Here is a 22224-nt window from a genome sequence, read left to right as displayed (position 1 = left end):
GAGTGCCCACACAGATTGTCTTGCTAATTGTTAAAGAGCGATGCGCTTTTCAGCGCTGCAGCCCTTGGCTGCGGGAGGCGTATATTACGCTTCCGAGTCTCAGTGTCAACCGCTTTTTGAAAGCTTTTTTCAAATCGCTGCTCATCGTTATTTGAAGAGCTTGGTTGATTGAGTGCTTCGAGAAAGTTTGAAACTTTAGAAGTTTGCCGTTGCCCCGAAGCAGTGGAGGCGCATTATAGGGACTCTTCGAATTCGGTCAAGGGCTTTTTTAACTTTTTGTTCCGAGCGATTAATTATTACTCAAAACACTCAATCCAGCCCAAATTTTGAAGGATAAATGTAGAAAAAGGGAGCTGACGCTCCCTTTTTTTAATTTGATAGCCGAAATGGCGAATCTAAGTCTCAGAATCAATCTTCAGTCTTTCGCTTTTTGCTCGTTTTCTTTTGCATTTTCAGTAGTAGCTTCACTTTGTTCTGCAGCAGCTTTCTGTTTCTCACAAAAGTCAGCATCTTTACTATCCCCGACCACGTGCTCCATCTTTAGTTTACGAACTCCGCGAACAGTAATGAACGGGCCTGAAACGGCGTAGGCCATAAAGATGGCAAACAAGACTAATGCAGGGTTAGTAGCAACGATCACGTAAACCAAGACCACCAGTAAAATGGCAAGAAACGACACTCGACCTTTCCAGTCGACATCCTTAAACGAGTGATAGCGGAAGTTGCTGACCATCAACGCACCTGCGGCCATGGTGATCAGAGCGACGATGAAGCCAATACTATGGCCATCCAACTCATGCTCGGCACCGAGCCAAACGCCACCAGCAATAATGCCCGCGGCAGCTGGACTCGCTAGCCCTTGGAAGTAGCGCTTGTCGGCTTTGCCAACCATGGTATTGAAGCGAGCTAGTCGCAGTGCCGCACCGGCGACAAAGATAAAGGCGGCCAGCCAGCCAATTTTACCAAGCTCATTAAGCCCCCAGTTGTAGGCGATTAATGCTGGCGCAACGCCAAAAGACAACATATCAGCCATGCTGTCATACTCGGCGCCAAATGCGCTTTGGGTATTGGTCATCCGTGCCACTCGGCCATCAAGGCCGTCAAAAATCATGGCAATGAAAATAGCCACTGATGCCAATTTGAAATCGCCATTCATGGAGGCTACGACCGCGTAAAAGCCGGCAAACAAGCCGCCAGTAGTCAACAGATTAGGTAGTAAATAAATGCCCTTTGGTTTATGGGCATCGTTGTCATGATGTTCTGTCATTGAAAGCAGCAATCCAGATAACAAGGATAAAATGTGTCGCACAGAGTAGCACAAGGCTTCTGGCGGTGAAATTGACAAAGGCCGTGGTCTACTCGATCCAACGGCCTTTTTTAAATGGTGTGATTAGCTTAGCGTTAGCTCTTGATCGGCAAAGTCAACTTGGATATCTGCCCCTTGCGCATATTGACCACGCAAAATCGCTTGCGATAACGGGTTTTCCAACTGCTGCTGAATCGCTCGTTTCAATGGTCGTGCGCCGTACACGGGGTCAAAGCCAGCCTCAGCCAGTTTGTCTAGCGCGGCATCAGACACAACCAAATTCAACTCGCGCTCTGCTAAACGTTGGCGTAAACGCTCAATTTGAATCGCGGTGATCTTACGCAATTGTTGTTGCTCAAGTGGGTGGAATACCACGAGCTCATCAACCCGGTTGATAAATTCAGGGCGGAAGTGATGACTCACCACGTCCATAACCTGCGCTTTCATCTCATCATAACTGGCCTTACCGGCTGTTTCCTGAATACGATCGGAGCCAAGGTTCGAGGTCATGATCACCACGGTATTGCGAAAATCGACCGTTCTCCCCTGCCCATCAGTGAGTCGGCCATCATCTAATACCTGCAACAAAATATTGAAGACATCTGGATGAGCCTTTTCTACCTCATCAAGCAATACCACCGAATATGGCCGGCGTCGCACCGCTTCAGTGAGATAACCGCCTTCTTCGTAACCGACATAGCCCGGAGGTGCACCGACCAATCGTGCCACCGAATGCTTCTCCATAAACTCAGACATATCAATCCGAACCATGGCATCTTCGGTATCAAACATAAATGAGGCCAGCGCTTTACACAGCTCAGTTTTACCCACCCCAGTTGGGCCTAGGAACAAAAACGAACCAATCGGCTGATCCGGATCGGCCAAACCTGAGCGCGAACGACGGATGGCGTTAGCAACGGCGTCCACCGCCTCACCCTGGCCAATAACGCGCTTGTGCAACTGCTCTTCCATTCGTAGCAGTTTATCGCGTTCACCTTCGAGCATCCGCGCCACCGGAATGCCCGTTGCCCGCGACAGCACTTCGGCAATTTCTTCTTCGCCGACTTTGTTACGCAACAAAGTCATTTCATGCATTTCTGCTTGCGCGGCTAGATCGAGTTGCCTTTCTAATTCAGGGATCTTGCCGTATTGCAGCTCTGACATCCGATTGAGGTCGCTCGCTCGAGTGGCAAATTCCAAGTCTTGCCGGGCTTGCTCTAATTCCGCCTTAATGTGCTGAGTGCCAGACAATGCTGCCTTTTCTGATTGCCAGACTTCTTCTAGCTCCTGATACTTGGCATCTAATTTTGCTAGCTCTTGTTCGAGCAACGCCAAGCGCTTCTTGCTGGCTTCATCGCTTTCTTTAGCGACCGCTTGCTGTTCTATCTTGAGCTGGATAATGCGGCGCTCCAGCTTGTCCATATCTTCTGGTTTGGAATCAATTTGCAAACGAATCGAAGATGCCGCTTCATCGATTAAATCGATGGCTTTATCCGGCAATTGCCGATCAGAAATGTAGCGGTACGATAGGCTAGCCGCGGCCACAATAGCCGGATCAGTAATATCAACTGCGTGATGCAACTCATAACGCTCTTTTAAGCCACGCAAAATCGCAATGGTATCTTCAACCGAAGGCTCTTCGACCAGTACTTTCTGGAATCGCCGCTCGAGCGCAGCATCTTTTTCGACGTACTGGCGATACTCATCCAAGGTTGTGGCGCCCACGCAATGGAGTTCACCTCGGGCCAGTGCAGGCTTGAGCATATTGCCTGCATCCATGGCGCCTTCGGCTTTACCGGCACCGACCATGGTATGAAGTTCATCGATAAACAAAATGACCTGACCTTCTTCCTTGGCCAACTCATTGAGTACCGCCTTTAAGCGCTCTTCAAACTCGCCGCGGTATTTGGCACCAGCCAATAGCGAGCCCATATCCAATGACAGTACCCGCTTATTTTTCAAACCCTCGGGCACTTCACCGTTGACAATACGCTGAGCCAACCCCTCAACAATAGCGGTCTTACCCACTCCAGGTTCACCAATTAGCACAGGGTTGTTTTTGGTACGGCGTTGCAACACTTGAATCGTGCGGCGAATTTCATCGTCACGGCCAATCACCGGATCTAACCGGCCAGCCTCGGCACGCTCAGTCAGATCAATGGTGTATTTTTCCAGCGCTTGGCGTTGATCTTCAGCATTGGGATCATCCACTTTCTGGCCGCCGCGAACTTTTTCAATGGCCTGCTCAATGGCTTCTGGCGTTGCGCCAAGCTGGCGCAGCATGTCACCAAACGACCCTTTATCTTGAGCCGCCGCTAACACAAAAACCTCGCTGGAAATAAATTTATCTTTGCGTTTTTGTGCCAACTTGTCAGTCATGTTGAGCAAGTTGATCAAATTGTGGCTCAGTTGCACATCACCACCCGTGCCTTCGACTCGGGCCACGCGATCCAACTGTTCGGCCAATTGCGACCGCAATGCCGAGACGTTGACGCCAGCGAGTTGCAACAATGGTCGCACCGACCCTTGCTCCTGATTGAGCAAAGCCAGCAAAAGATGAGTCGCTTCGATGTATTGATGATCTCTACCGAGCGCCATTGATTGCGCATCAGACAGAGCGACCTGAAATTTACTCGTAAACCGATCCAGACGCATAACAGTCTCCAGTCTCATCGTTCAATATTTAGTCTGATGATTAAATGGGGCTGTTTGTTTTCGGTTTCAAGCGTTGGCTTTGATCCAAATAGCTGAAGCCATGCGCCCGGTCACACCATTTAGCTTGGCTGGCCCTTGATGACTTGCGCGGCGATAGGAAAAGAAAAGATCAGAGTTGAGGTAGCTGCAGCGGCGATCGGCGCTGATGTTTCCGGCCCCCAATGACAGTAGCCGGTTGACGGCTAAACCTTGTAAATCAGCCAGCCATTTGTCTGCCGATGAAGGCTGAAAAGCGAGGCGATTTGATTGTTCATGCTGGACAAACGCATCGCGAACTTCAGGCCCGACTTCAAACTTACTGGGGCCAATACAAGGGCCAAGCCAAACACGCAGCTGATTGACAGGCGTAGTCATGGCATTGATTGTTTGTTCGATAACACCATCGCAGAGACCGCGCCAGCCAGCGTGAACTGCAGCGACCTCAGCGCCATCATTGGCGCAAATCAACACCGGCAAACAATCAGCGGTCATTACCGCACAAGCTTGCCCCGCGATGCGGCTAACCGCGGCATCTGCATCGGGCGTTAAGCGCGGAGTTCGGTTGAGATGAAAGACTTGAGTGCCGTGGACCTGATTGAGCCATTGAATTGTGCTGCAACCGGTCATCTGGGCTAGCAACATGCTGCGATTGTGGTGAACACGCTCAGGCTCATCCCCTACATGCAAGCCTAGATTAAGCGAGTCAAAGGGCGCCGAGCTAGCGCCGCCAGCGCGATAACTTTGAATAGCGGCAACGCGATTCGGCAGTTGCCACTGCTCGATGGTGCATTCAGATATCGCTGGGGTTGAGCTTGGCATCGGCTCGCAATACCTCGGTTAAGTGCTGCATGTCATCCGGAATCGGCGCTTTCCATTCCATTTGTTCACCACTGATTGGATGATCCAGAATCAACCGAGCGGCGTGCAAAGCTTGGCGTTTAAAGCCGCGCAAGGTTTCAATCATGGTTTCGCTGGCGCCTTTAGGCAGACGATTACGACCACCATAAAGCACATCACCCACCAAGGGATGGTGTAAATGCGACATATGCACTCGAATTTGGTGAGTTCGGCCAGTCTCTAAGCGCAAACGTAATCGCGTATGGTTATTAAATTTCTCGGCAATTCGGTAGTGCGTAATCGCTTCCTTACCGAGCGGATGAACAGCCATCGCGGTACGCCGACTCGGGTGACGATCAATTGGCTCTTCAATGGTACCGCCAGCCGTCATCAAGCCAATCGCAATGGCCTCGTACTCGCGGGTAATATCGCGTGCTTGTAGGCGTGCCACCAAATGAGTTTGCGCCGGAATGGTTTTGGCGACCACCATTAATCCAGTGGTGTCTTTGTCGAGCCGATGGACAATACCGGCCCGAGGTACTTCGACCAAGTCAGGGCAATGGTGTAGCAGCGCATTTAATAACGTGCCTTGCTGATTGCCGGCGCCGGGATGAACCACTAAACCGGCAGGTTTATTGACCACCAAAATATCATCGTCTTCGTAAACAATATTCAGCGCAATGGCTTCTGCTTGGTGTTGGACTTCATCTTCAAGTTGCGCGTGTAACACGATGTCTTCGCCACCGCTGACTTTTTCGCAAGCTTTTGTCGCCACCTTGCCATTGACTTCAATCCGCCCTTCATCAAGCCACGCTTTAATTCGGGTTCGGGAATAATCAGGGAATAATTCAGCAAGCGCTTGGTCGAGTCGCTGGCCAAATTGTTCAGTGGAAATTTGTGCGGTAAGGGTAAATTCCTGCGCCATAATCTCAATCTGTCTAACAACGCATTCACAACGCGCTGTCGATTAGTTTAGAATGCCGAGCATTGTAACTGGAACTGGGCTGAAACTCAGCCTTAACCATCATTGAATTTACTGGGAAGTGTTCATGCTGTTATCCCGTCTAACCGGATTAGGTGTTTTAGGACTAGCCTTGGTACTCGGTGCCTGCTCTTCAACACCGGAAAAAGAAAAAATCGCAGAGAAGCCTGCTGCAGAGCTTTATCAAGAAGCTAAAACTCGAATGAACTCCGGTAACTACCGTAGCGCCATTGCTCATTTTGAAGCCTTATTGTCGCGCTATCCGTTCGGTGCCCATGCCGATCAGGTTCAGCTTGATTTGATTAGTGCTTACTACTCAGTGGCCGATAACCCTGCGGCACTGGCGGCCATTGACCGCTTTATTCGCTTGAACCCAACTCATAAAGACATTGATTACGCCCTCTACATGCGCGGTTTGGTCAATGAAGACGAAGATCGCAACTTCTTCCAAGAAGTGTTCCGCATCGATCGTTCAGACCGGGATCCACACAATATTCGCGAAGCGTTTCAAGACTATGAACGTCTGCTGCGTGATTACCCGGGCAGTAAATATGCACCCGATGCATCGAAGCGAATGGTGGCGTTGAAAAACCGCCTCGCTCGGTTTGAAGTCATGGTTGCTGAATACTATTACGAGCGTGATGCTTATGTAGCCGCTCTTGGGCGTGGCAAATACGTTTTGGAATACATGCCAGATACGCCATCGGTTGAACGAGCACTGATGATCATGGCTCGCAGTTACAAGCAGTTAGGAATGGAAGATGCGCGCCAAGATACCCTGCGGGTGCTGCAGCTCAACTACCCAGAAAACCGCATGGTTAACTAACAGCGATTGCACTGCTGCAACAAAAAACGGAATCGATTGATTCCGTTTTTTTATGTCAGTAATACCGTTTGAATTAGATCGCGTCGTTGTTTTCCTCACCGGTACGGATCCGAACTGCACGCTCAACATTCTGAACAAAGATTTTGCCATCGCCAATTTTGCCAGTGTGGGCAGCATTGACGATAGTCTCAAGGCAACGCTCAACATCTTCGTCAGCAATGACAATCTCTAATTTCACTTTTGGCAGAAAATCGACCATATACTCGGCACCGCGATACATTTCGGTATGGCCTTTCTGACGACCAAATCCTTTTACTTCAGTCACCGTCAGTCCGCTAATGCCAATTTCGGACAGTGATTCACGAACATCGTCCAATTTGAACGGCTTAATAATGGCTACAACTTTTTTCATTTTTAGTTCCTTTACCAGTTTGCGCGACCAAAACCGGAACAAATCGGGTTTCGACGGTCTTTTGCAAATCCACGCGGAGTAATTCTAGGTCCAACTGCAGACTGTCGCCTTTTATATTCATTGATGTCAATGAGGCGAATCACACGACGAACAACTTGTTCATCGTAGCCAGCTGCAACAATGTCTGCCAGCGAAGCATCCTGCTCGACATAACGTTCAATCATATCATCCAAGTCGGCATAATCAGGCAAACTATCTGAATCCACTTGATCAGGCGCCAACTCTGCCGAAGGCGGCCGCGTAATCACCCGCTCAGGGATCACCCGCCCCAGCGTGTTACGATAGCGCGCCAAATCAAATACCATGGTTTTCGGGACGTCCTTGAGTACCGCAAAACCACCACACATATCGCCATACAAGGTGGCATAGCCAACGGCCATTTCGCTTTTATTGCCGGTTGTCAGGACAATACGGCGGCGCTTATTCGACAATGCCATCAACACCACACCACGACTTCTAGCTTGCAGATTCTCTTCGGTGGTATCGACCTGAGTGTCTTTGAACATTGGCTTCAGCTGCTGCATAAAGGCGTCAAACATCGGCTCAATCGACACCGCATCGTATTCCACCCCCATTAATTGGGCCTGCTCAGCGGCATCGGCAATGCTCATCTCGGAGGTGTAACGAAACGGCATCATCACCGCTTGTACTTGATCGGCGCCAAGCGCATCGGCAGCAATTGCCAAGGTCAGCGCCGAGTCAATCCCACCGGACAGGCCAAGCACTGCGCCAGCAAAACCATTGCGGGTAACATAGTCGCGAACAGCCAGCGTCAAGCCTTTATAGACTTCAGCTAACAGCTCTAATTCTGCCGCACTCTCTTGGGCTGCGGTTAATTCGCTGCCATCAAAATGAACATAGGCCAGCGCGGTTTCAAATGCTGGTGCGCGATATATTTCTTTACCTGCGCCATTAATGGCAACGGACTGACCATCAAATATCAGCTCATCCTGACCACAGCTGTGGTTGACATAGACAATTGGCGTGTTTAAGTCCGCGGCCTGACGCTCCAAAACGCCATGGCGCATGGGTGTTTTCTTGGTGTGATATGGCGAGGCATTGGCGATTAGTAGTAGCTCAGCACCGGCCTCTACAGTGGCTTTGGCGGGCTGCTGATGCCACACATCTTCGCAGATAAGCAGACCTAACTTGCGTCCTTTAACGTCGATCACACAAGTGTCTGAACCCGGCTGAAAATAGCGCTTCTCATCAAAGACGCCGTAGTTTGGTAGCTGCTGCTTATGATAACGCGCGCGCTCTTGGCCATTACTCAGCCAAACAAGACTGTTATAGCAGTGGCTATCAGCTTTAGTTGGCAGGCCGACGAGGGCGTCAATGGCTGGCATTTGGGCTTTGATATCTGCCAGCACCGCGTCAATCCGCTGATATAAGTCATCACGCAATAACAGATCTTCAGGCGGGTAACCGGTAAGGGTCAACTCCGGAAACAGGATGATATCGGCACCCTTCTCAGCTGCTTCATGCATCGCCGCCAATACCTTCTGGCCGTTGCCCTCAATATCACCCACCCAGCAGTGGATTTGCCCCATCGCAATGTTTAACACGATTACCTCTTCGCTCCTGTCCAATGCGTCATGCTAATTGACGGCAATGATAAAGTAAGCAGCGGATAAAAGGTACGAATGATGATCAATATGACCTAATTCTTGTCACCTTAGTCAATGACAAAGCAAGTTTGTGATGACGTGGCTGGCCGCAATTGTTCGAAAAATGATAGGCTGAGCGAAGACGTTGCAGTACTAGGTTGATGATATGAAAAGGACATTCGGTTTTACCTTATTAGAGCTCATCATCGTTGTCGCCATTGTCAGCATTACGCTGCTGGCGGGGGTTCCAAGCTTAATTGATTTCATCAAATCGAGCCGCTCATCGCAGCAAGCCAGTTACCTCAGCAGCGCCCTACAAATGACTCGCATGAGTGCCATCGATACCGGCGGAGTGGTCACTTTATGTCCTGCAAAAGCAGATCTATCGGCCTGTGCAAGCTCGTGGAATGCGCAACTGATGGTGTTTGAAGATAACGACGGTGATGGCAGCTATGATAACGGAGAAACCGTCCTGAAGGTCATTGACGCATCCCCCGATAGCATTAGTCGTAGCTATAACAATGGCACAGCCATTAGCTACCAGAGTGAAGGACACACCGCAGATTTTGGTACTTTTTCAGTCTGTGCTGATAGTAAAGAGGCTAAATATGCTCGCAGTGTGGTGATTAATCTACAGGGCCGAATCAAAAATTCTCGCGATTACAGCGGCGATGGTGTTCATGAATACCCCAAAGGTACGCCGCTGAGCTGCGAAAGTTAACACTCCCAGCAATATTCATCAGTGGCAAAAGCACCGTTGTTATTGCTGTCCCACGCCTTTTGCCCGAGTGAATTGAACATCAAACGACCGTCGTCACTCATCATGCCTGAAGATGTTGGCGTTGCTCTGAGTTCAAAGCCGCGGCCGTTATCCGTAATCGCATGAATCGTCAGATCATAAACTTTATTGGCAGCAGGCTGGTCCGCCGGCGACCAACTAGTGAAAACAGTTGGTGCTCCGGTGTCTGAGCCACCACTGGCCGCACCTTGATAGCTGTATTGCTGCGCTTTGTGGGTTTCCAGTGCGGTAGCCAAAGCCATTAAGTCTGATTTTGCTTTTTGGCGGTGCCCTTGTTTGACGTAATCAAGATAACTGGGATAACCAACGGCAATCAAAATGCCAATAATGGCCACGGCAACCAGGGCCTCAATTAAGCTAAAGCCCGCTATTGTTCGCTTCATCTTTACAATGTTCCTGCGTGTGTGGTTATTCTTCATTCGGCACCCGCTCTTTGCCACTTTGCCAGTTGGTATCACGGTAGACCTGATTAGTCGGAGGCAGCAACGCATTGAGAATGTTCGGCGCATTGCCCTGAGCATTACTATCTGTAATTAAGTTGCCATCGCTATCGTACATGGTCGAAGCGTTAGTGCATTCACTACTGACACAAATCACAGGTAAATCTTGTTCGGCATAAATGATCTTCGGTGAGCTTGGAATGCCGCCATGGGTAAGATTCATGTAACGATCCGACTCTGTGGTGTTATTGTCATCGTCAAAATCACCAACTGGTCGCCCATAGCCAAGAGAAATCACATAGGCGCGGCCGTTACCCTCTGGTGGCGTACATTGGTTCGGGTTAAGTGTTGGATCACCGGGCAAGTAGGTTGAAAACGCCACTTTGTAATCAACGATAACCGGTGATGACAAGGCCTTTTCGCCGGTCACCGCCAAATCAATGTAAAAGCCTTTTTCATACTTACTAAAGTCTGAATCATTCAATTCACTCACATCACCTGCTTCGGTGATTGACGTTGCATTGAGCAAACCGTCGAAATCAACTTTGTTAAAACCATAACTGATCTTGGTCGTGCCACTGAGATCAGAGCTGGAACTATCGAACACGCCATAATCGCGAATCACAAAAAACTTATCACTGGTATTGAGATCCAACGGATGCGCCCGATAACCAGAGCCCACAGCGACGGCAAAATACTTGCCGAAGGCATCATTAACATAGGCAACGTCAGGCTGATAGAAAAACCGGCGGTTGTTGGCCTGATTTGATCCACCGACATCAGCAACCACGCCGCCGGAAATAAACTCGGTCCCACTGAGGCCATTGTGAATATCAAGGCGAATAACCTGACCGCCTAAATCTACGGCGTAAATATGATCCGAATAACCATCCCTGTCGCGGTCCAATACATACACATCAGCAGCAACGGCATAATCCATATCGTCGATCACGGTATAGCTGGAGCCATCATCAAGGTTGCTATTGCTGGCATACCAAAGTAATGCACCGGTTGCCGCGTCAACCATGTAAATAGCATTACCCACTGCATCAGGTTGACGGATCGTTTTAGAATCATGGGCAGGATCGTAACCGCCCCCGAAGAACAACACGTTGCGAGCGCTACCACCAAACTTAACCGTCGCCGGAATCATTTTTGACCAAGTTTGACCCAGCCGGCTGTAGGCACCTGTCGATTGGTTGGTGATGATATTAGACCAGCCTTTAGCTGGGGTAGAGCCGCTAACATCCAAGGCATAATAACTCTCGCCTCCGCGGCGCATACCCGCAATCAAAATATTTTTCTCGCCGGTATTTACCAATGTCATCGGCCCATCCATGCCATAGACACGAGTAACAAACACTGAATTTTCGTAATAGTCATTGGCATTTTTCAGCAACTCTTGCGGAATAAATGACCATAGTTCATTGCCAGTTTCGGTATCGATGGCGTGTATGTATCCCTGATTGGTACCAAAGAAAATTTCGTCATTACCGCTATTACGACGCAACACCACCGGTTCAGAGTGCAGCGGATCGCCGATTTGATAGTCGGGGTCGCCGTTATCATCGAGCCCCTTTAGCCAATTAATGAGGGTTAATCGCCTGCTTTCGGCATCCGATCTGGCGGTGATCCCCAAGATATCTTCGGTGATTAAATCTGTTTCGGAGGAAATCTGGGAAAAACCATCGATATCACTGAACACCTTGCGATTGACAAGATTTTCATTGGATTCGCGAGCTCCCCCCACCGTGACTTCATCGTTACCCGTCGTCGCACTCGACCAGAAATCCTGGGCCGCGGTTTCGAAGAAACCAGTGGCAGAGTCAACCGCGGATGATCCGCTTTTACTCAACACTAAGCCATTTGCAATCTTGTATTTCTTTAAGTTTCCTGGCCAATTTTGAGTATCTTTAGGGCTGAATACGGCGTAATAAACATGGCTATCATGGAGCAATTTATTGACGTCAGAAATTGCTACCGATGGTGCCACAAACGTAGTATTACGCTTCTTCGCATCGGAGATAATGCGCTGAAACGCATCGGCAATAGACGACACATCACTGGTCGGATAAAAGTCGCCACCGCCCACTGTTGCCATATCTTGTAAATAAGTCAGCCAGTCTGGGGTGCCAGTACCGTCAGGAACAAATGAAATGGTATGGGTAAAGATCCGCGCATCATTTGAGTTACCAGGCTTATCAGAAGAAGCATTGTATTGAGCCAAATGAACGCCACAGTTTTCGTCATTCAAATTACCACTCGTGCTTGCCGAGCAAGTTCTTCCAGTTAAACCATTAATGTAACTGCGCACTGTGCTACGTGTCTGATTAGCTCGGCCATCGGTCAACAACACGATATGATTCTGCTGACAGACATGCTCAATTGGCGAGATATAAGTAGCGGTGGGCGTCGTTGGGATATATTCACCCGCACAATCTGAGTCACTGAGATTTGATTCATAACAGCCGCTTGGCAATACCGATGGCGCACCAAAATAAGAGTCTTCATGGCTTACCCGAGTCAACGGTTTGGTGCCGCTATCCACCCCGCGAGTCAAACCATAAAGCACATTACCACCATTATAATAGCGATAGGCTTCATATAAGGTTTCCGCCACCGGCGTCCAGCCATCATGAGTTAAGCCGTCAACCAAGGTTTGCATGTGTTGACGAACAGTAAATGAGGATGCTTGCGCGCTACCGCGGTATTTCACATACAGTCGAACCGATTTACTCGCATTCCCGTGATAGGTGTAGGCTTTGACCTCTTTATTCGATGGCACCACTTTGAACGCCAGCGCATTACCACTTTGCCACCCACCGCGGCTTACAACGGACGACACTAACGAAGAGATATCCGCTGATTGCATCGCCTGATTGCTACGCCATGTATTACTGCCAATTGGCCAATACTGACTGGCTCCGTAATCACGGCTGGTTACCGTATACCTGTCACTGGTATATGGGCTGGCATTATCGGCATCCTCAACATGAATGGTCAGGCTAGAGCTACCGTCGCGATTGGCATACGGAGTAAAGGTTAGATAAGCCTGCTCAATGGTTGCACCTTGCGGGATCTCAACATTGTCAAACCGCAAACCAATCGCAGAATTGGTATCAGTGTCCATGTTTAGAACACTCCCAGTGCTGTTGTAGCCGTATTTGGTTTCTTCAACGTTATCGGCTTGCGAATAAATTTGATTAGCATGGCTACCCGCCATGCAACCACTCGCCGAGTTATAGTCATAACTAATTCGCAAACTAGCGGTGAGTGCTGGATTACTCTCATGACTATGAACTCTGCGGACACCTAATCCGGAACCGCTGGTCGCTCGCACAAACATGCTCAGCGCTTGACCACCACACCAACCATCTTGGTCAACGACTTCTTGCACCATCGAGCTGACATCCAAATTAGAGGTAAACTGGTTTGCCTGCCAGCTGGCGACTTCGGTGACATCTAGTTCAGCGGTGGTTTTGGTGCGATTGGAAAAATTGTCGACTTGCTCCTCAAATTCGGCGGAATCAGCAGCTAACTCAGCACTGATATTAAAAGTCACCTCCGAGGCACTATCTTCGTAAGCAGCGAACACCAATTGAGCCGAGGTAATACTTGCCCCTTGCGGAATACGCACATCTTCAAAACGAAAACCATGAGTCGCGCCATCTCCCAAACTAATGGCAGAGCTATCTAAGTCGACGAAACCGCCGCTGTCTTCACTACCATCATTGTCATCAAGACGGATTGAAATGCGCTCATCGGGCGACACCGGCGAGTCAATATTGGCAATCGGGAATAATACTGGACCGCCGGGATTGGAGAATCGCATCAGGCCGACGTTAACATCTGTCGAGGCAGACAATACCTCTTTCAAGGCTTCCTGAACTTTGTAGAGGCGGGTCGTACTGGTACCGTCTTTGTTGTCCATACTGCCCGAGGTATCAATAACAAACATGACATTTGGCAGATAGGTGGTGATGGTAGAGCCAGCACCGGCATAAATTTCGATATCATCCGCCGCCGCTGTGCCCGCTGCCAGCCCAAAGCAGGCAGCTAACGAAGTCACTGTTAATTTATGCTTCCACAATTTCATAGTGTGACCTGCAATCATGTCAGCCCTCCGATTATTCAGCCTTTGGCCCCAACATATAAACCTGTTGCGTATTCGCTGTGGTCAATCGCTCTGAACCGACATGACCACACCCCCGAACCTGAAAGTAGTGAAAGCCCTGAGAAAAGCCCCAACCGCTAGGCACTCTCAAACCTTCACCAACATAAGCAGCTTTGGACCAAGATTTAACTTCTGGATCGTCATGCAGTGCCGCTGAGCCGCTATGTACCTGGCCTTTATTCAAGCCAGAGGAAGTCACCGTGCGCTCAGTCCAGTTGCCGTCATAACAAGACATGACATCAACTTGTGGATCAAAAGCTGGATTGGCTTGGGCAATGGTTAATACCCGCTGGTTGGCGTCCAAAGTGACATCTTCTTGTTCAAACACGACGCCATCAATTGCGACCTCGGCGGCATCAAATGCCATGCCTGTGGTATCAAATTGAGTCGCCATTTTTTGTTGAATCGACGTTCTATTGAGTGCCATTACTCCGGTTAATGTCAGTACCACAAGCAGCACTAAAGCAACCGCCAATGCCGCGCCTGATTGACGACGACCGAGATAAGTCAAACGACTGCTCATGATGAAGTGCCCTCAAAAACGGCAGAATTCCATGGGTTACGTAACATCACGGTTTGCTGGAATTGACGATAGATTCGCCGCTCTGTCGGCGTAAACGCGGTTTTGTCGAGCAATTTGACTGAACGAGAGCCCGAAGTGCTACTTATTGGCTCATCACTGTATATCAGCAGTGCAAATTGAACGGCAACGACTCGGCCGCCATTAGTCACTGCCGTAGCAGCCCTGTCGGCTGTCATATAGGAACTTGGCTGGCCACTGAAGACATTGTTTCCATCGGCTTCTGCGACCCCATAAAGCACCTGAAAGTCCTCAACGTTTTCAACCAGCGTCACTGCGCTTGTGTTCGCTGACGACGCTTTTTCGCCTCTCAAAACCCGCCCTTCGTAACCTCGGCACTTTAAGCTATCGTCTTCTAAATAATATTCATTGATGACATGGAATTGCTGGGCAACAGAGCCGCCGGCGACCACTGTGGTGCCATACCCATGAGTATTTAAGCGGCAATCTGCTTCAGCCTGAAGACCAACGACCAGTGTGTCGCTGGCACCGGATGCCCCGTTGACACTGCCGACCGCTAAGCCACTGGCATATACTCCGGGAAATACCACCGCATTTTCAGCTAAATCAGCCTGCTCAGTGGTTGGATCTACGCCGGTCAAATTAAGTGCCGGATCTTGCGGGTTATAACTGCCGGCGAGGCGAATGGTTTGAGTCAGCCGAGTAAGGGCAAAACGACCATTTTCCTGAACCGAGGCCAGGCCTTCATTGAGCTGCAAATTGGCATTATTGTTACTCAGAACACTCATCGCCCCCATCAGCAACATCAACCCGAGTAACATGGCAATAATCAACTCGACCATTGACAAACCAGCTTGAGCATTGGGGTGCAAGCCGGTCTTCTTCGCCAATACAGACGAGCAAGCCGCTGTCATCGTGAACTCCCTAGACTAACCGTCAACATCACACAATAACGCGCCACATTTGCCGAACCACTGGCTGCCAATCCAAGCGAGATATCAGTTGGACAGCTTGAGCGCGCCAACTCAATTGACGGTGGCGCTGGCCAACTTGCGATAATGGTATGGGCTGAGTGCGCGGTACAACTATCGGCATCGCTAGTATTGGCATCCTGACAATTCACCTGCAACCAAAAATCGGGGTGCAGAGCAACACCGTCACAACTGCTTTGCCAACCGTCGAACAAGGCTAGCTGCTCGGCACTGCACTGAGCCGCGTTGGTACCTCCATCATCCCGACAATTGGGAATGCCACTGGGAATTGCTTGGCAATAACAATCCCAAGGTTGGCCGGAAGAACAGGCACCTAAACTGGCAAAGTTGTAGGTTGACGCTGTGCTGTAGCGATTATCGATGGCCGCATTGAGGGCCGGAGAAGTATTGATGGTGCGGTTCAAATATTGACTATTGAGTCTGAGGCGGTCGGCGAGGCTTTGCGCAACCACCATGGCTTGTGAACGAATATAACTATCCTGATTGCCTTGCGTGACATGCAATTGCAAGCCTGCCAAACCCAGCAGCCCGACAACCAGAATGAACATGGCAATGAGCACCTCAAGCAGAGAAAAACCCGCTGAGCCAAATGCCTTTGTGGTCGTCAAACGTGCATTCCTTCGCTTTGTGTGTATCGCTACATAAAACAAAACAGCCACCTAAACGGTGGCTGCGGTATCGGAACGGAGAGTGCTTGTTACTACTGCAACTCGGCGGGAACTGCGAACACGATGTTCTCTTCTCGCCCTGGGTGTTCCTGAACTTGCGTGCCACCGCACTGAGTTAATTTATCAACGACTTGCTGCACCAAGATCTCAGGCGCTGATGCTCCCGCGGTAACACTAACCACTTGGCAATTTTGCAACCAACTGGCGTCGATATCATCGGCGGTATCAATCAAATAAGCCTGCGTGCCAATCTTTTCAGCCAACTCCCGCAAGCGATTCGAGTTCGAGCTATTTTTCGCTCCAACCACCAGCATCACATCGGATTTAGCGGCTAATTCACGCACTGCATCCTGACGATTCTGGGTGGCATAACAAATGTCATCTTTGCGCGGCCCAACGATTTTTGGAAACTCCTCGCGCAACGCATCAATGACGTCTGCCGTATCATCCACAGACAAAGTCGTCTGGGTAACGTAGCACAGATTTTCGCGATCTTTTACTGGCAATGTTTTGACATCCGCCGGAGATTCGACCAAGTAAATCCCACCAGAATCAGAGTCATATTGGCCCATAGTGCCTTCGACTTCAGGGTGCCCAGCATGGCCAATCAGCACACACTCGGTGCCCTTACGACTCGCCCGAGTCACTTCCATATGGACTTTGGTGACCAACGGACATGTCGCATCAAAGACTTTCAAACCACGCGATTTGGCATTGTCACGAACCGCTTTTGAGACGCCGTGCGCAGAAAAAATAACGATGCAGTCATCGGGCACTTCATCCAACTCATCAACAAAAATGGCGCCTCGATCACGTAAGCCATCGACCACATAGCGGTTGTGAACCACTTCATGGCGCACATAAATCGGTGGTTCAAACAACTCCAGCGCGCGTTCAACGATGCTAATCGCACGATCGACACCAGCGCAAAAACCGCGAGGATTTGCCAGTAGAATGTCCATTACTGAGACTCTCCAACCGTTAGAATTTCAACTTCAAAGATCACTGTGTGGCCCGCAAGAGGATGGTTAAAGTCGACGGTTACCGAATCGCCCTCGACAGCGCGAACAATACCTGGGATTTCGGTGCCATCTGGCTGGCTAAACGCAACAATAGCGCCCACTTCAGCGGTGACCTCGGCGCCAAATTTCATCCGATCCAAATGATGAATATTGTCCGGGTTTGGCAGGCCGAAGGCTTGCTCTGGCGGCAGCTCAAATTTTTTCTCATCGCCGGCTTTCAACCCCAGCAAGCATTGTTCGAAACTGTCGGTCAAATTACCGTCGCCGACCACAAAACGAGCCGGTTTGTTGTTCACCTTGGTGCTATCAGCAACCGAGCCATCAGTCAGCTTGATGGCAAAATGCATGGTCACTTCGGTACCTTGGACAATCTGCTGGGTCATATTACTTTCCTGCTTTTGCGGTATTGCCGCTTTGCTCTGGCTTATTGGTAAAGGCATCCCAAATCAACAAGGCGGCGCCAACACAGATCGCCGAATCGGCAACATTAAATGCTGGCCAATGATAATTACCAAGGTAAAAATCGAGAAAGTCGATGACAAAGCCATGATACAAACGATCAATCACATTGCCTAAAGCGCCACCTAAGACCAAGGCAAAGGCAATATTTTGCAGCCGCTGGCTGGCATCATTTTTACGCAGCCAATACAACAGCATGACACTAACCGAAAACGCGACAATGGTGAAAAACCAGCGCTGCCAACCACCTGCATCGCTTAAAAAGCTAAATGCCGCGCCATAGTTACGCACATACGTCAGGTTGAAGAACGATGTCACCGCGACCCGCTCATACAACTCAAAAGCACCAATCACCCACAGCTTAGTAGCCTGATCGAGCACAAAGGTCAGTACCGCAACCCAAATCCACTTCAAACCAGACGTTTCATTGCTGTTGAACACCTTAAGCACGTTCCCACTAGGCATAACTGCGAACCTCACCTGCACCATCAACGTTGGTGACACAGCGACCACACAAGGTCTCGTGACCGGCGTGGCTACCGACATCTTCACGGTGGTGCCAGCAACGCTCACATTTCTGCCCGGCAGCTTTGGCCACTAGTACTTTTAGCTCTGCGATTTCAGTGGCAACGGCGTCGGCCGCATCGGCCAACGGCATCAGGCTGGCTTCTGAAGTCAGCATGACAAAGCGAAGTTCATCGCCCAGCTTGGCCAGTACCTCTGCGACTTTGCCATCAGCGTAGAGAGCAACCTTGGCTTCCAAGGTACCACCGATTTGCTTATCGCGACGGGCAGCTTCCAGTAGCTTGTTCACTTCCGTACGCACGGCGAGTACTTGCTGCCAGTCGTCAGCCGATAACGGCGCATCTGCTGGCAGCGCCGCTAAGCCCTGATACCACTCGCCAGTAAAGACATACTTGCTGCGCTCGCCCGGCAATGCCTGCCAGATCTCTTGGGCAGTAAAGCTCATGACTGGCGCCATCCAACGGACTAGCGCTTCAGCGATGTGATACAAGGCGGTCTGACAAGAACGGCGGGCCAAACCAGTATCTTTGGCGGTGTATTGGCGATCTTTAATGATATCGAGGTAGAAACTGCCCATATCAATCGAGCAGAACAACATCAGCGCCTGATTCACCTGATGTAGGTTGTAGTGGTCATAGGCATCGACGATGGTGTTCTGAGTTTGCAGCGCACGAGCAACGGCCCACTGATCGAGCGCCACCATTTCGTTGAATGGCACCGCATCGGTTTCAGGATTAAAGCCGTTGAGGTTGGCTAACAAGAAGCGAGCCGTGTTACGAATACGGCGATACGCATCAGCGCTGCGTTTGAAGATTTCATCAGAAACCGTCATTTCTTGGGTGTAGTCAGTTGATGCAACCCACAGACGCAAAATATCAGCGCCTAACTTGCCAATCACTTGCTGTGGTGCAATCACGTTGCCCAATGATTTAGACATCTTACGGCCATCTTTATCCACGGTGAAACCGTGAGTGAGAGCCGCTTTGTATGGGGCATGACCTTTAATGGCAATAGAGGTCAGCAATGATGACTGGAACCAACCACGATGCTGATCAGAGCCTTCCAGATACAAATCAATCGGATTGCCGCCGAAGGTTTCGTCACGGGCATCTACCACACAAGAGTGAGTGACGCCAGAATCAAACCAAACATCCAAGGTATCTTGTACCTTGGTGTATTGCTTACATTCATCGTCTGACAACAGCTCTTTAAGCTCTAAGTCAAACCAAGCCTGAATACCTTGTTGCTCGACACGCTGGGCAACTTGCTCCAGCAACTCCAGTGCCTGTGGATGCGGCTCGCCGGTTTCTTTATCGACAATCAGTGCAATCGGCACGCCCCACGTACGCTGGCGCGAAATACACCAGTCTGGACGACCATCGATCATGCTTTGAATACGAGTTTCGCCCCATTCTGGCAACCACTCGGTTTTCTTAATTTCTGCTAATGCCGCATCTCGCAAGCCAGCCTGTTCCATGCTGACAAACCATTGCGGCGTGGCGCGGAAAATAATCGGCGTCTTGTGGCGCCAGCAATGCGGATAGCTATGTTGATAATTAACGTGACACAGCAGCGTGTGATTTTCCTTCATCGCTTCGATGATGATGCCGTTGGCATTTTTCACATGCTGGCCACCAACTAGCGGCGTGTCTTCTTTGAATACACCGTGATCCATCACTGGGTTGGCCACTTCAAGGCCGTACTGCTGGCCCACGATAAAGTCATCTTGACCGTGGCCCGGAGCCGTATGAACACAGCCGGTACCTGAATCAGTGGTCACGTGCATGCCTAGAATAACCGGCACTTGTAGGTCATATAGTGGGTGTTTGAGCGCAGCGTGTTCTAAATCGACACCACGGCAATTGGCGATCACGTGATAGTCCGTCACGCCGTAACGATCGACAGCGTCAAGCATCAAGTCTTTGGCTAACACCAAACGACGAGGGCCTTGCTCGGTGGCACACTGAACAATGACATAATCTAGTTCTGGGTGAACGGCTACCGCGCGGTTCGCCGGCAAGGTCCAAGGCGTGGTCGTCCAAATCACTACGGACACGGGCCCTTCACCAACATGCTCAGCTGGGTGCTCGCATTTAGCCAGTAACGCGTCCGCGTCAACCACTTCAAAGGCAACATCAATCGCTGGTGATGTCTTATCTTGGTATTCCACTTCTGCTTCGGCCAGTGCTGAACCACAGTCAGTACACCAGTGCACAGGCTTAAAGCCTTTGTGCAGGTGACCGTTTTCAACAATCTTGCCAAGCGCACGGATCTGGTTGGCTTCAAAGTCGTAGTTCATGGTGAGGTATGGCTTGTCCCACTCACCGAGCACACCAAGGCGTTTAAAGTCTTCGCGCTGACCATCCACTTGCTTGGCAGCATATTCACGACACTTCACCCGAAATTCAGCGGCCGTTAGCTTCTTGCCCGGCTTGCCAAATTTCTTTTCAACTTGTAGCTCAATCGGTAAGCCGTGACAGTCCCAACCCGGCACATACGGGGCATCAAAACCGCTGAGGGTTTTCGACTTGATAATCACATCCTTGAGGATCTTATTGACCGCATGACCCAGGTGAATGTTGCCGTTGGCGTATGGAGGGCCATCATGAAGAATGAACGATGGTCGGCCTTGACGAGCTTTGCGGATTTCACCGTATAAATCGTCAGCTAACCAGTCTTTGAGCATGGCTGGTTCGCGCTGGGCCAGATTGCCGCGCATTGGAAATTCAGTTTCGGGCAGGTTAAGAGTGTCTTTATATTGGCTCATGAATGGCAGATCCTGATGATCATGTCGTATTAATTTAATTCCTGTACACGAGGCAACTCTTGTTCGAGTCGGCGCCGTGCCACTACTTTATCTTTTGCTAGTTGCTCTTTGAGCGCGTCTACCGAGCAAAATGATTGCTCTTCGCGCAGCTTGGCAACCAGTTCGACTTTAATTCGCTGGCCATAAAGGTCGCCATTAAAGTCAAATAAGTGCACTTCTAATTGCGGCCGCGTGCCTTTTACCGTCGGACGCCGACCAATATTCGCCATGCCAGAGACTCGCTGGCCATTGGCTAATTCCGCTTCAACCGCATAAACCCCCTGAACAGGGATCACCTGGCGCTTCATCAGCACATTTGCCGTTGGAAATCCGATAGTGCGGCCCAGCGCATCGCCGTGGACCACGCGGCCGGTCAGCGCATAACGATGGCCCAGCAAGGCTTCGGCTTGATCGAGTTGATCGCAAGCCAATGCAGCTCGAATTTGGGTACTACTGACACGTTGCTGATTGAGGGTGAAACTGAGGGTATTGTTTACCTCAAAGCCGTGTTGTTTGCCAGCAGAAACTAAGTCGGCATATTGTCCTTGGCGACCTTTGCCGAAGCAGAAATCATCGCCAACCACTAAATATTGAATCGCCAGCTTTTCGACCAGCAAGTGATCGATGAATTGGGTCGCCGACATGGCTGCAAATCGGGTGTTAAATTGCACACATAATAAGCGATCGATGCCGATTTCCGACAATAAACGGACCTTATCGCGCAATAAGCTCAATCGAGCCGGCGCCTGATCACCAGCAAACACTTCTTGTGGCTGCGGCTCAAACACCATCACCATCGACGGAACCCCGTACGCTTTGGCTTTGGCAACCAACTGACGCAATACCGCTTGATGACCTTGATGAACACCATCAAAGTTGCCAATTGTCAGAACACACTGGCGGTGTCTTGGTCGCAAATTGTGAATGCCGCGAATTAGTTCCATTGGGGCCGTCTGGCTATTAAAAGCGCGGAGTATAACAGAGCCGAATAGCATAGGCTAACGCCGCGCTTGAGCGGTTTGATGCCAATGACGATAGCTGCCTTGGCTGCGCTGCAGGCCTGCTTTTGGCAAA

Annotated in this window: 18 protein-coding genes; 2 read left to right on the top strand and 16 right to left on the bottom strand. The window is 50.1% G+C overall.

Translation table 11 applies throughout. The annotated features are described in order from the left end of the window. Nucleotides 1-415: 415 nt before the first annotated feature. The 4 genes from pssA to rluD all read right to left on the bottom strand — a co-directional run bounded on the left by pssA (nt 416) and on the right by rluD (nt 5762). Complete coding sequence (gene pssA, locus IC617_RS05615; RefSeq protein WP_191143993.1) at nt 416-1267, bottom strand: CDP-diacylglycerol--serine O-phosphatidyltransferase; 852 nt, start codon at nt 1265-1267, stop codon at nt 416-418. A gap of 123 nt (nt 1268-1390) precedes the next feature. Then, nucleotides 1391-3961, bottom strand: coding sequence for an ATP-dependent chaperone ClpB (gene clpB, locus IC617_RS05610; protein WP_191143992.1), 2571 nt, complete (start codon nt 3959-3961; stop codon nt 1391-1393). Between the two features lie 66 nt (nt 3962-4027). Then, nucleotides 4028-4819, bottom strand: coding sequence for a peptidoglycan editing factor PgeF (pgeF, locus tag IC617_RS05605; protein ID WP_191143991.1), 792 nt, complete (start codon nt 4817-4819; stop codon nt 4028-4030). Next, on the bottom strand, nt 4791-5762 hold the full coding sequence (gene rluD / locus IC617_RS05600) for a 23S rRNA pseudouridine(1911/1915/1917) synthase RluD (protein WP_191143990.1): 972 nt from the start codon (nt 5760-5762) through the stop codon (nt 4791-4793). The genes pgeF and rluD overlap by 29 nt, the downstream gene beginning before the upstream one ends. Nucleotides 5763-5886: 124 nt before the next feature. On the opposite strand from rluD, the gene IC617_RS05595 reads away from it, so the two are divergent. Beyond that, nucleotides 5887-6645: an outer membrane protein assembly factor BamD gene (locus IC617_RS05595; RefSeq protein ID WP_191143989.1), complete on the top strand. Its 759-nt coding sequence runs from the start codon at nt 5887-5889 to the stop codon at nt 6643-6645. A 73-nt stretch (nt 6646-6718) separates the two neighbouring features. Here the strand turns inward: IC617_RS05595 and IC617_RS05590 are convergent, their stop codons facing one another. Continuing rightward, entirely contained in the window at nt 6719-7057 is a 339-nt protein-coding gene (locus IC617_RS05590; RefSeq protein WP_191143988.1) for a P-II family nitrogen regulator, read from the bottom strand. Between the two features lie 11 nt (nt 7058-7068). Then, nucleotides 7069-8682, bottom strand: a complete 1614-nt coding sequence (locus tag IC617_RS05585) for an NAD+ synthase (protein ID WP_369410367.1) — start codon at nt 8680-8682, stop codon at nt 7069-7071. Nucleotides 8683-8890: 208 nt separating this feature from the next. Between IC617_RS05585 and IC617_RS05580 the strand changes: the two genes are divergently transcribed. Continuing rightward, nucleotides 8891-9445, top strand: a complete 555-nt coding sequence (locus IC617_RS05580) for a GspH/FimT family pseudopilin (RefSeq protein ID WP_191144008.1) — start codon at nt 8891-8893, stop codon at nt 9443-9445. Here IC617_RS05580 and IC617_RS05575 read toward each other — a convergent pair. From IC617_RS05575 to ribF, 10 genes are all read right to left on the bottom strand, one after another. Continuing rightward, a complete protein-coding gene (locus IC617_RS05575; protein ID WP_224745816.1) occupies nt 9442-9906 on the bottom strand; it encodes a type IV pilin protein in 465 nt (154 codons plus the stop codon). The two genes, IC617_RS05580 and IC617_RS05575, sit on opposite strands and share 4 nt — an antisense overlap. 25 nt (nt 9907-9931) lie before the next feature. Continuing rightward, nucleotides 9932-14059, bottom strand: coding sequence for a VWA domain-containing protein (locus IC617_RS05570; RefSeq protein ID WP_191143986.1), 4128 nt, complete (start codon nt 14057-14059; stop codon nt 9932-9934). Nucleotides 14060-14090: 31 nt separating this feature from the next. Then, nucleotides 14091-14660: a PilX N-terminal domain-containing pilus assembly protein gene (locus IC617_RS05565; RefSeq protein ID WP_191143985.1), complete on the bottom strand. Its 570-nt coding sequence runs from the start codon at nt 14658-14660 to the stop codon at nt 14091-14093. Next, nucleotides 14657-15592 (bottom strand): PilW family protein, encoded by a 936-nt coding sequence (locus tag IC617_RS05560; protein WP_191143984.1) that lies wholly within the window; start codon nt 15590-15592, stop codon nt 14657-14659. The genes IC617_RS05565 and IC617_RS05560 overlap by 4 nt, the downstream gene beginning before the upstream one ends. Further along, entirely contained in the window at nt 15589-16278 is a 690-nt protein-coding gene (pilV, locus tag IC617_RS05555; protein ID WP_191143983.1) for a type IV pilus modification protein PilV, read from the bottom strand. The genes IC617_RS05560 and pilV overlap by 4 nt, the downstream gene beginning before the upstream one ends. Nucleotides 16279-16370: 92 nt before the next feature. Then, the gene (ispH, locus tag IC617_RS05550) at nt 16371-17300 is read right to left on the bottom strand and encodes a 4-hydroxy-3-methylbut-2-enyl diphosphate reductase (protein ID WP_191143982.1); all 930 of its coding nucleotides are present in this window, start codon (nt 17298-17300) and stop codon (nt 16371-16373) included. Then, entirely contained in the window at nt 17300-17743 is a 444-nt protein-coding gene (gene fkpB, locus IC617_RS05545) for an FKBP-type peptidyl-prolyl cis-trans isomerase (RefSeq protein ID WP_191143981.1), read from the bottom strand. The genes ispH and fkpB overlap by 1 nt, the downstream gene beginning before the upstream one ends. A 1-nt stretch (nt 17744) precedes the next feature. After that, the gene (lspA, locus tag IC617_RS05540) at nt 17745-18284 is read right to left on the bottom strand and encodes a signal peptidase II (protein ID WP_224745815.1); all 540 of its coding nucleotides are present in this window, start codon (nt 18282-18284) and stop codon (nt 17745-17747) included. Beyond that, nucleotides 18277-21111: an isoleucine--tRNA ligase gene (gene ileS / locus IC617_RS05535; RefSeq protein ID WP_191143980.1), complete on the bottom strand. Its 2835-nt coding sequence runs from the start codon at nt 21109-21111 to the stop codon at nt 18277-18279. The genes lspA and ileS overlap by 8 nt, the downstream gene beginning before the upstream one ends. Before the next feature lie 29 nt (nt 21112-21140). Then, nucleotides 21141-22094, bottom strand: a complete 954-nt coding sequence (gene ribF, locus IC617_RS05530) for a bifunctional riboflavin kinase/FAD synthetase (protein WP_191143979.1) — start codon at nt 22092-22094, stop codon at nt 21141-21143. Between the last annotated feature and the right edge of the window lie 130 nt (nt 22095-22224).

This window comes from Neiella litorisoli (genome assembly GCF_014773395.1).
GTDB classification, from domain to species: Bacteria; Pseudomonadota; Gammaproteobacteria; order Enterobacterales; family Neiellaceae; genus Neiella; species Neiella litorisoli.
Note: the sequence above shows the minus strand (reverse complement) of the source record. Positions and strands in the feature narration are given on the sequence as shown.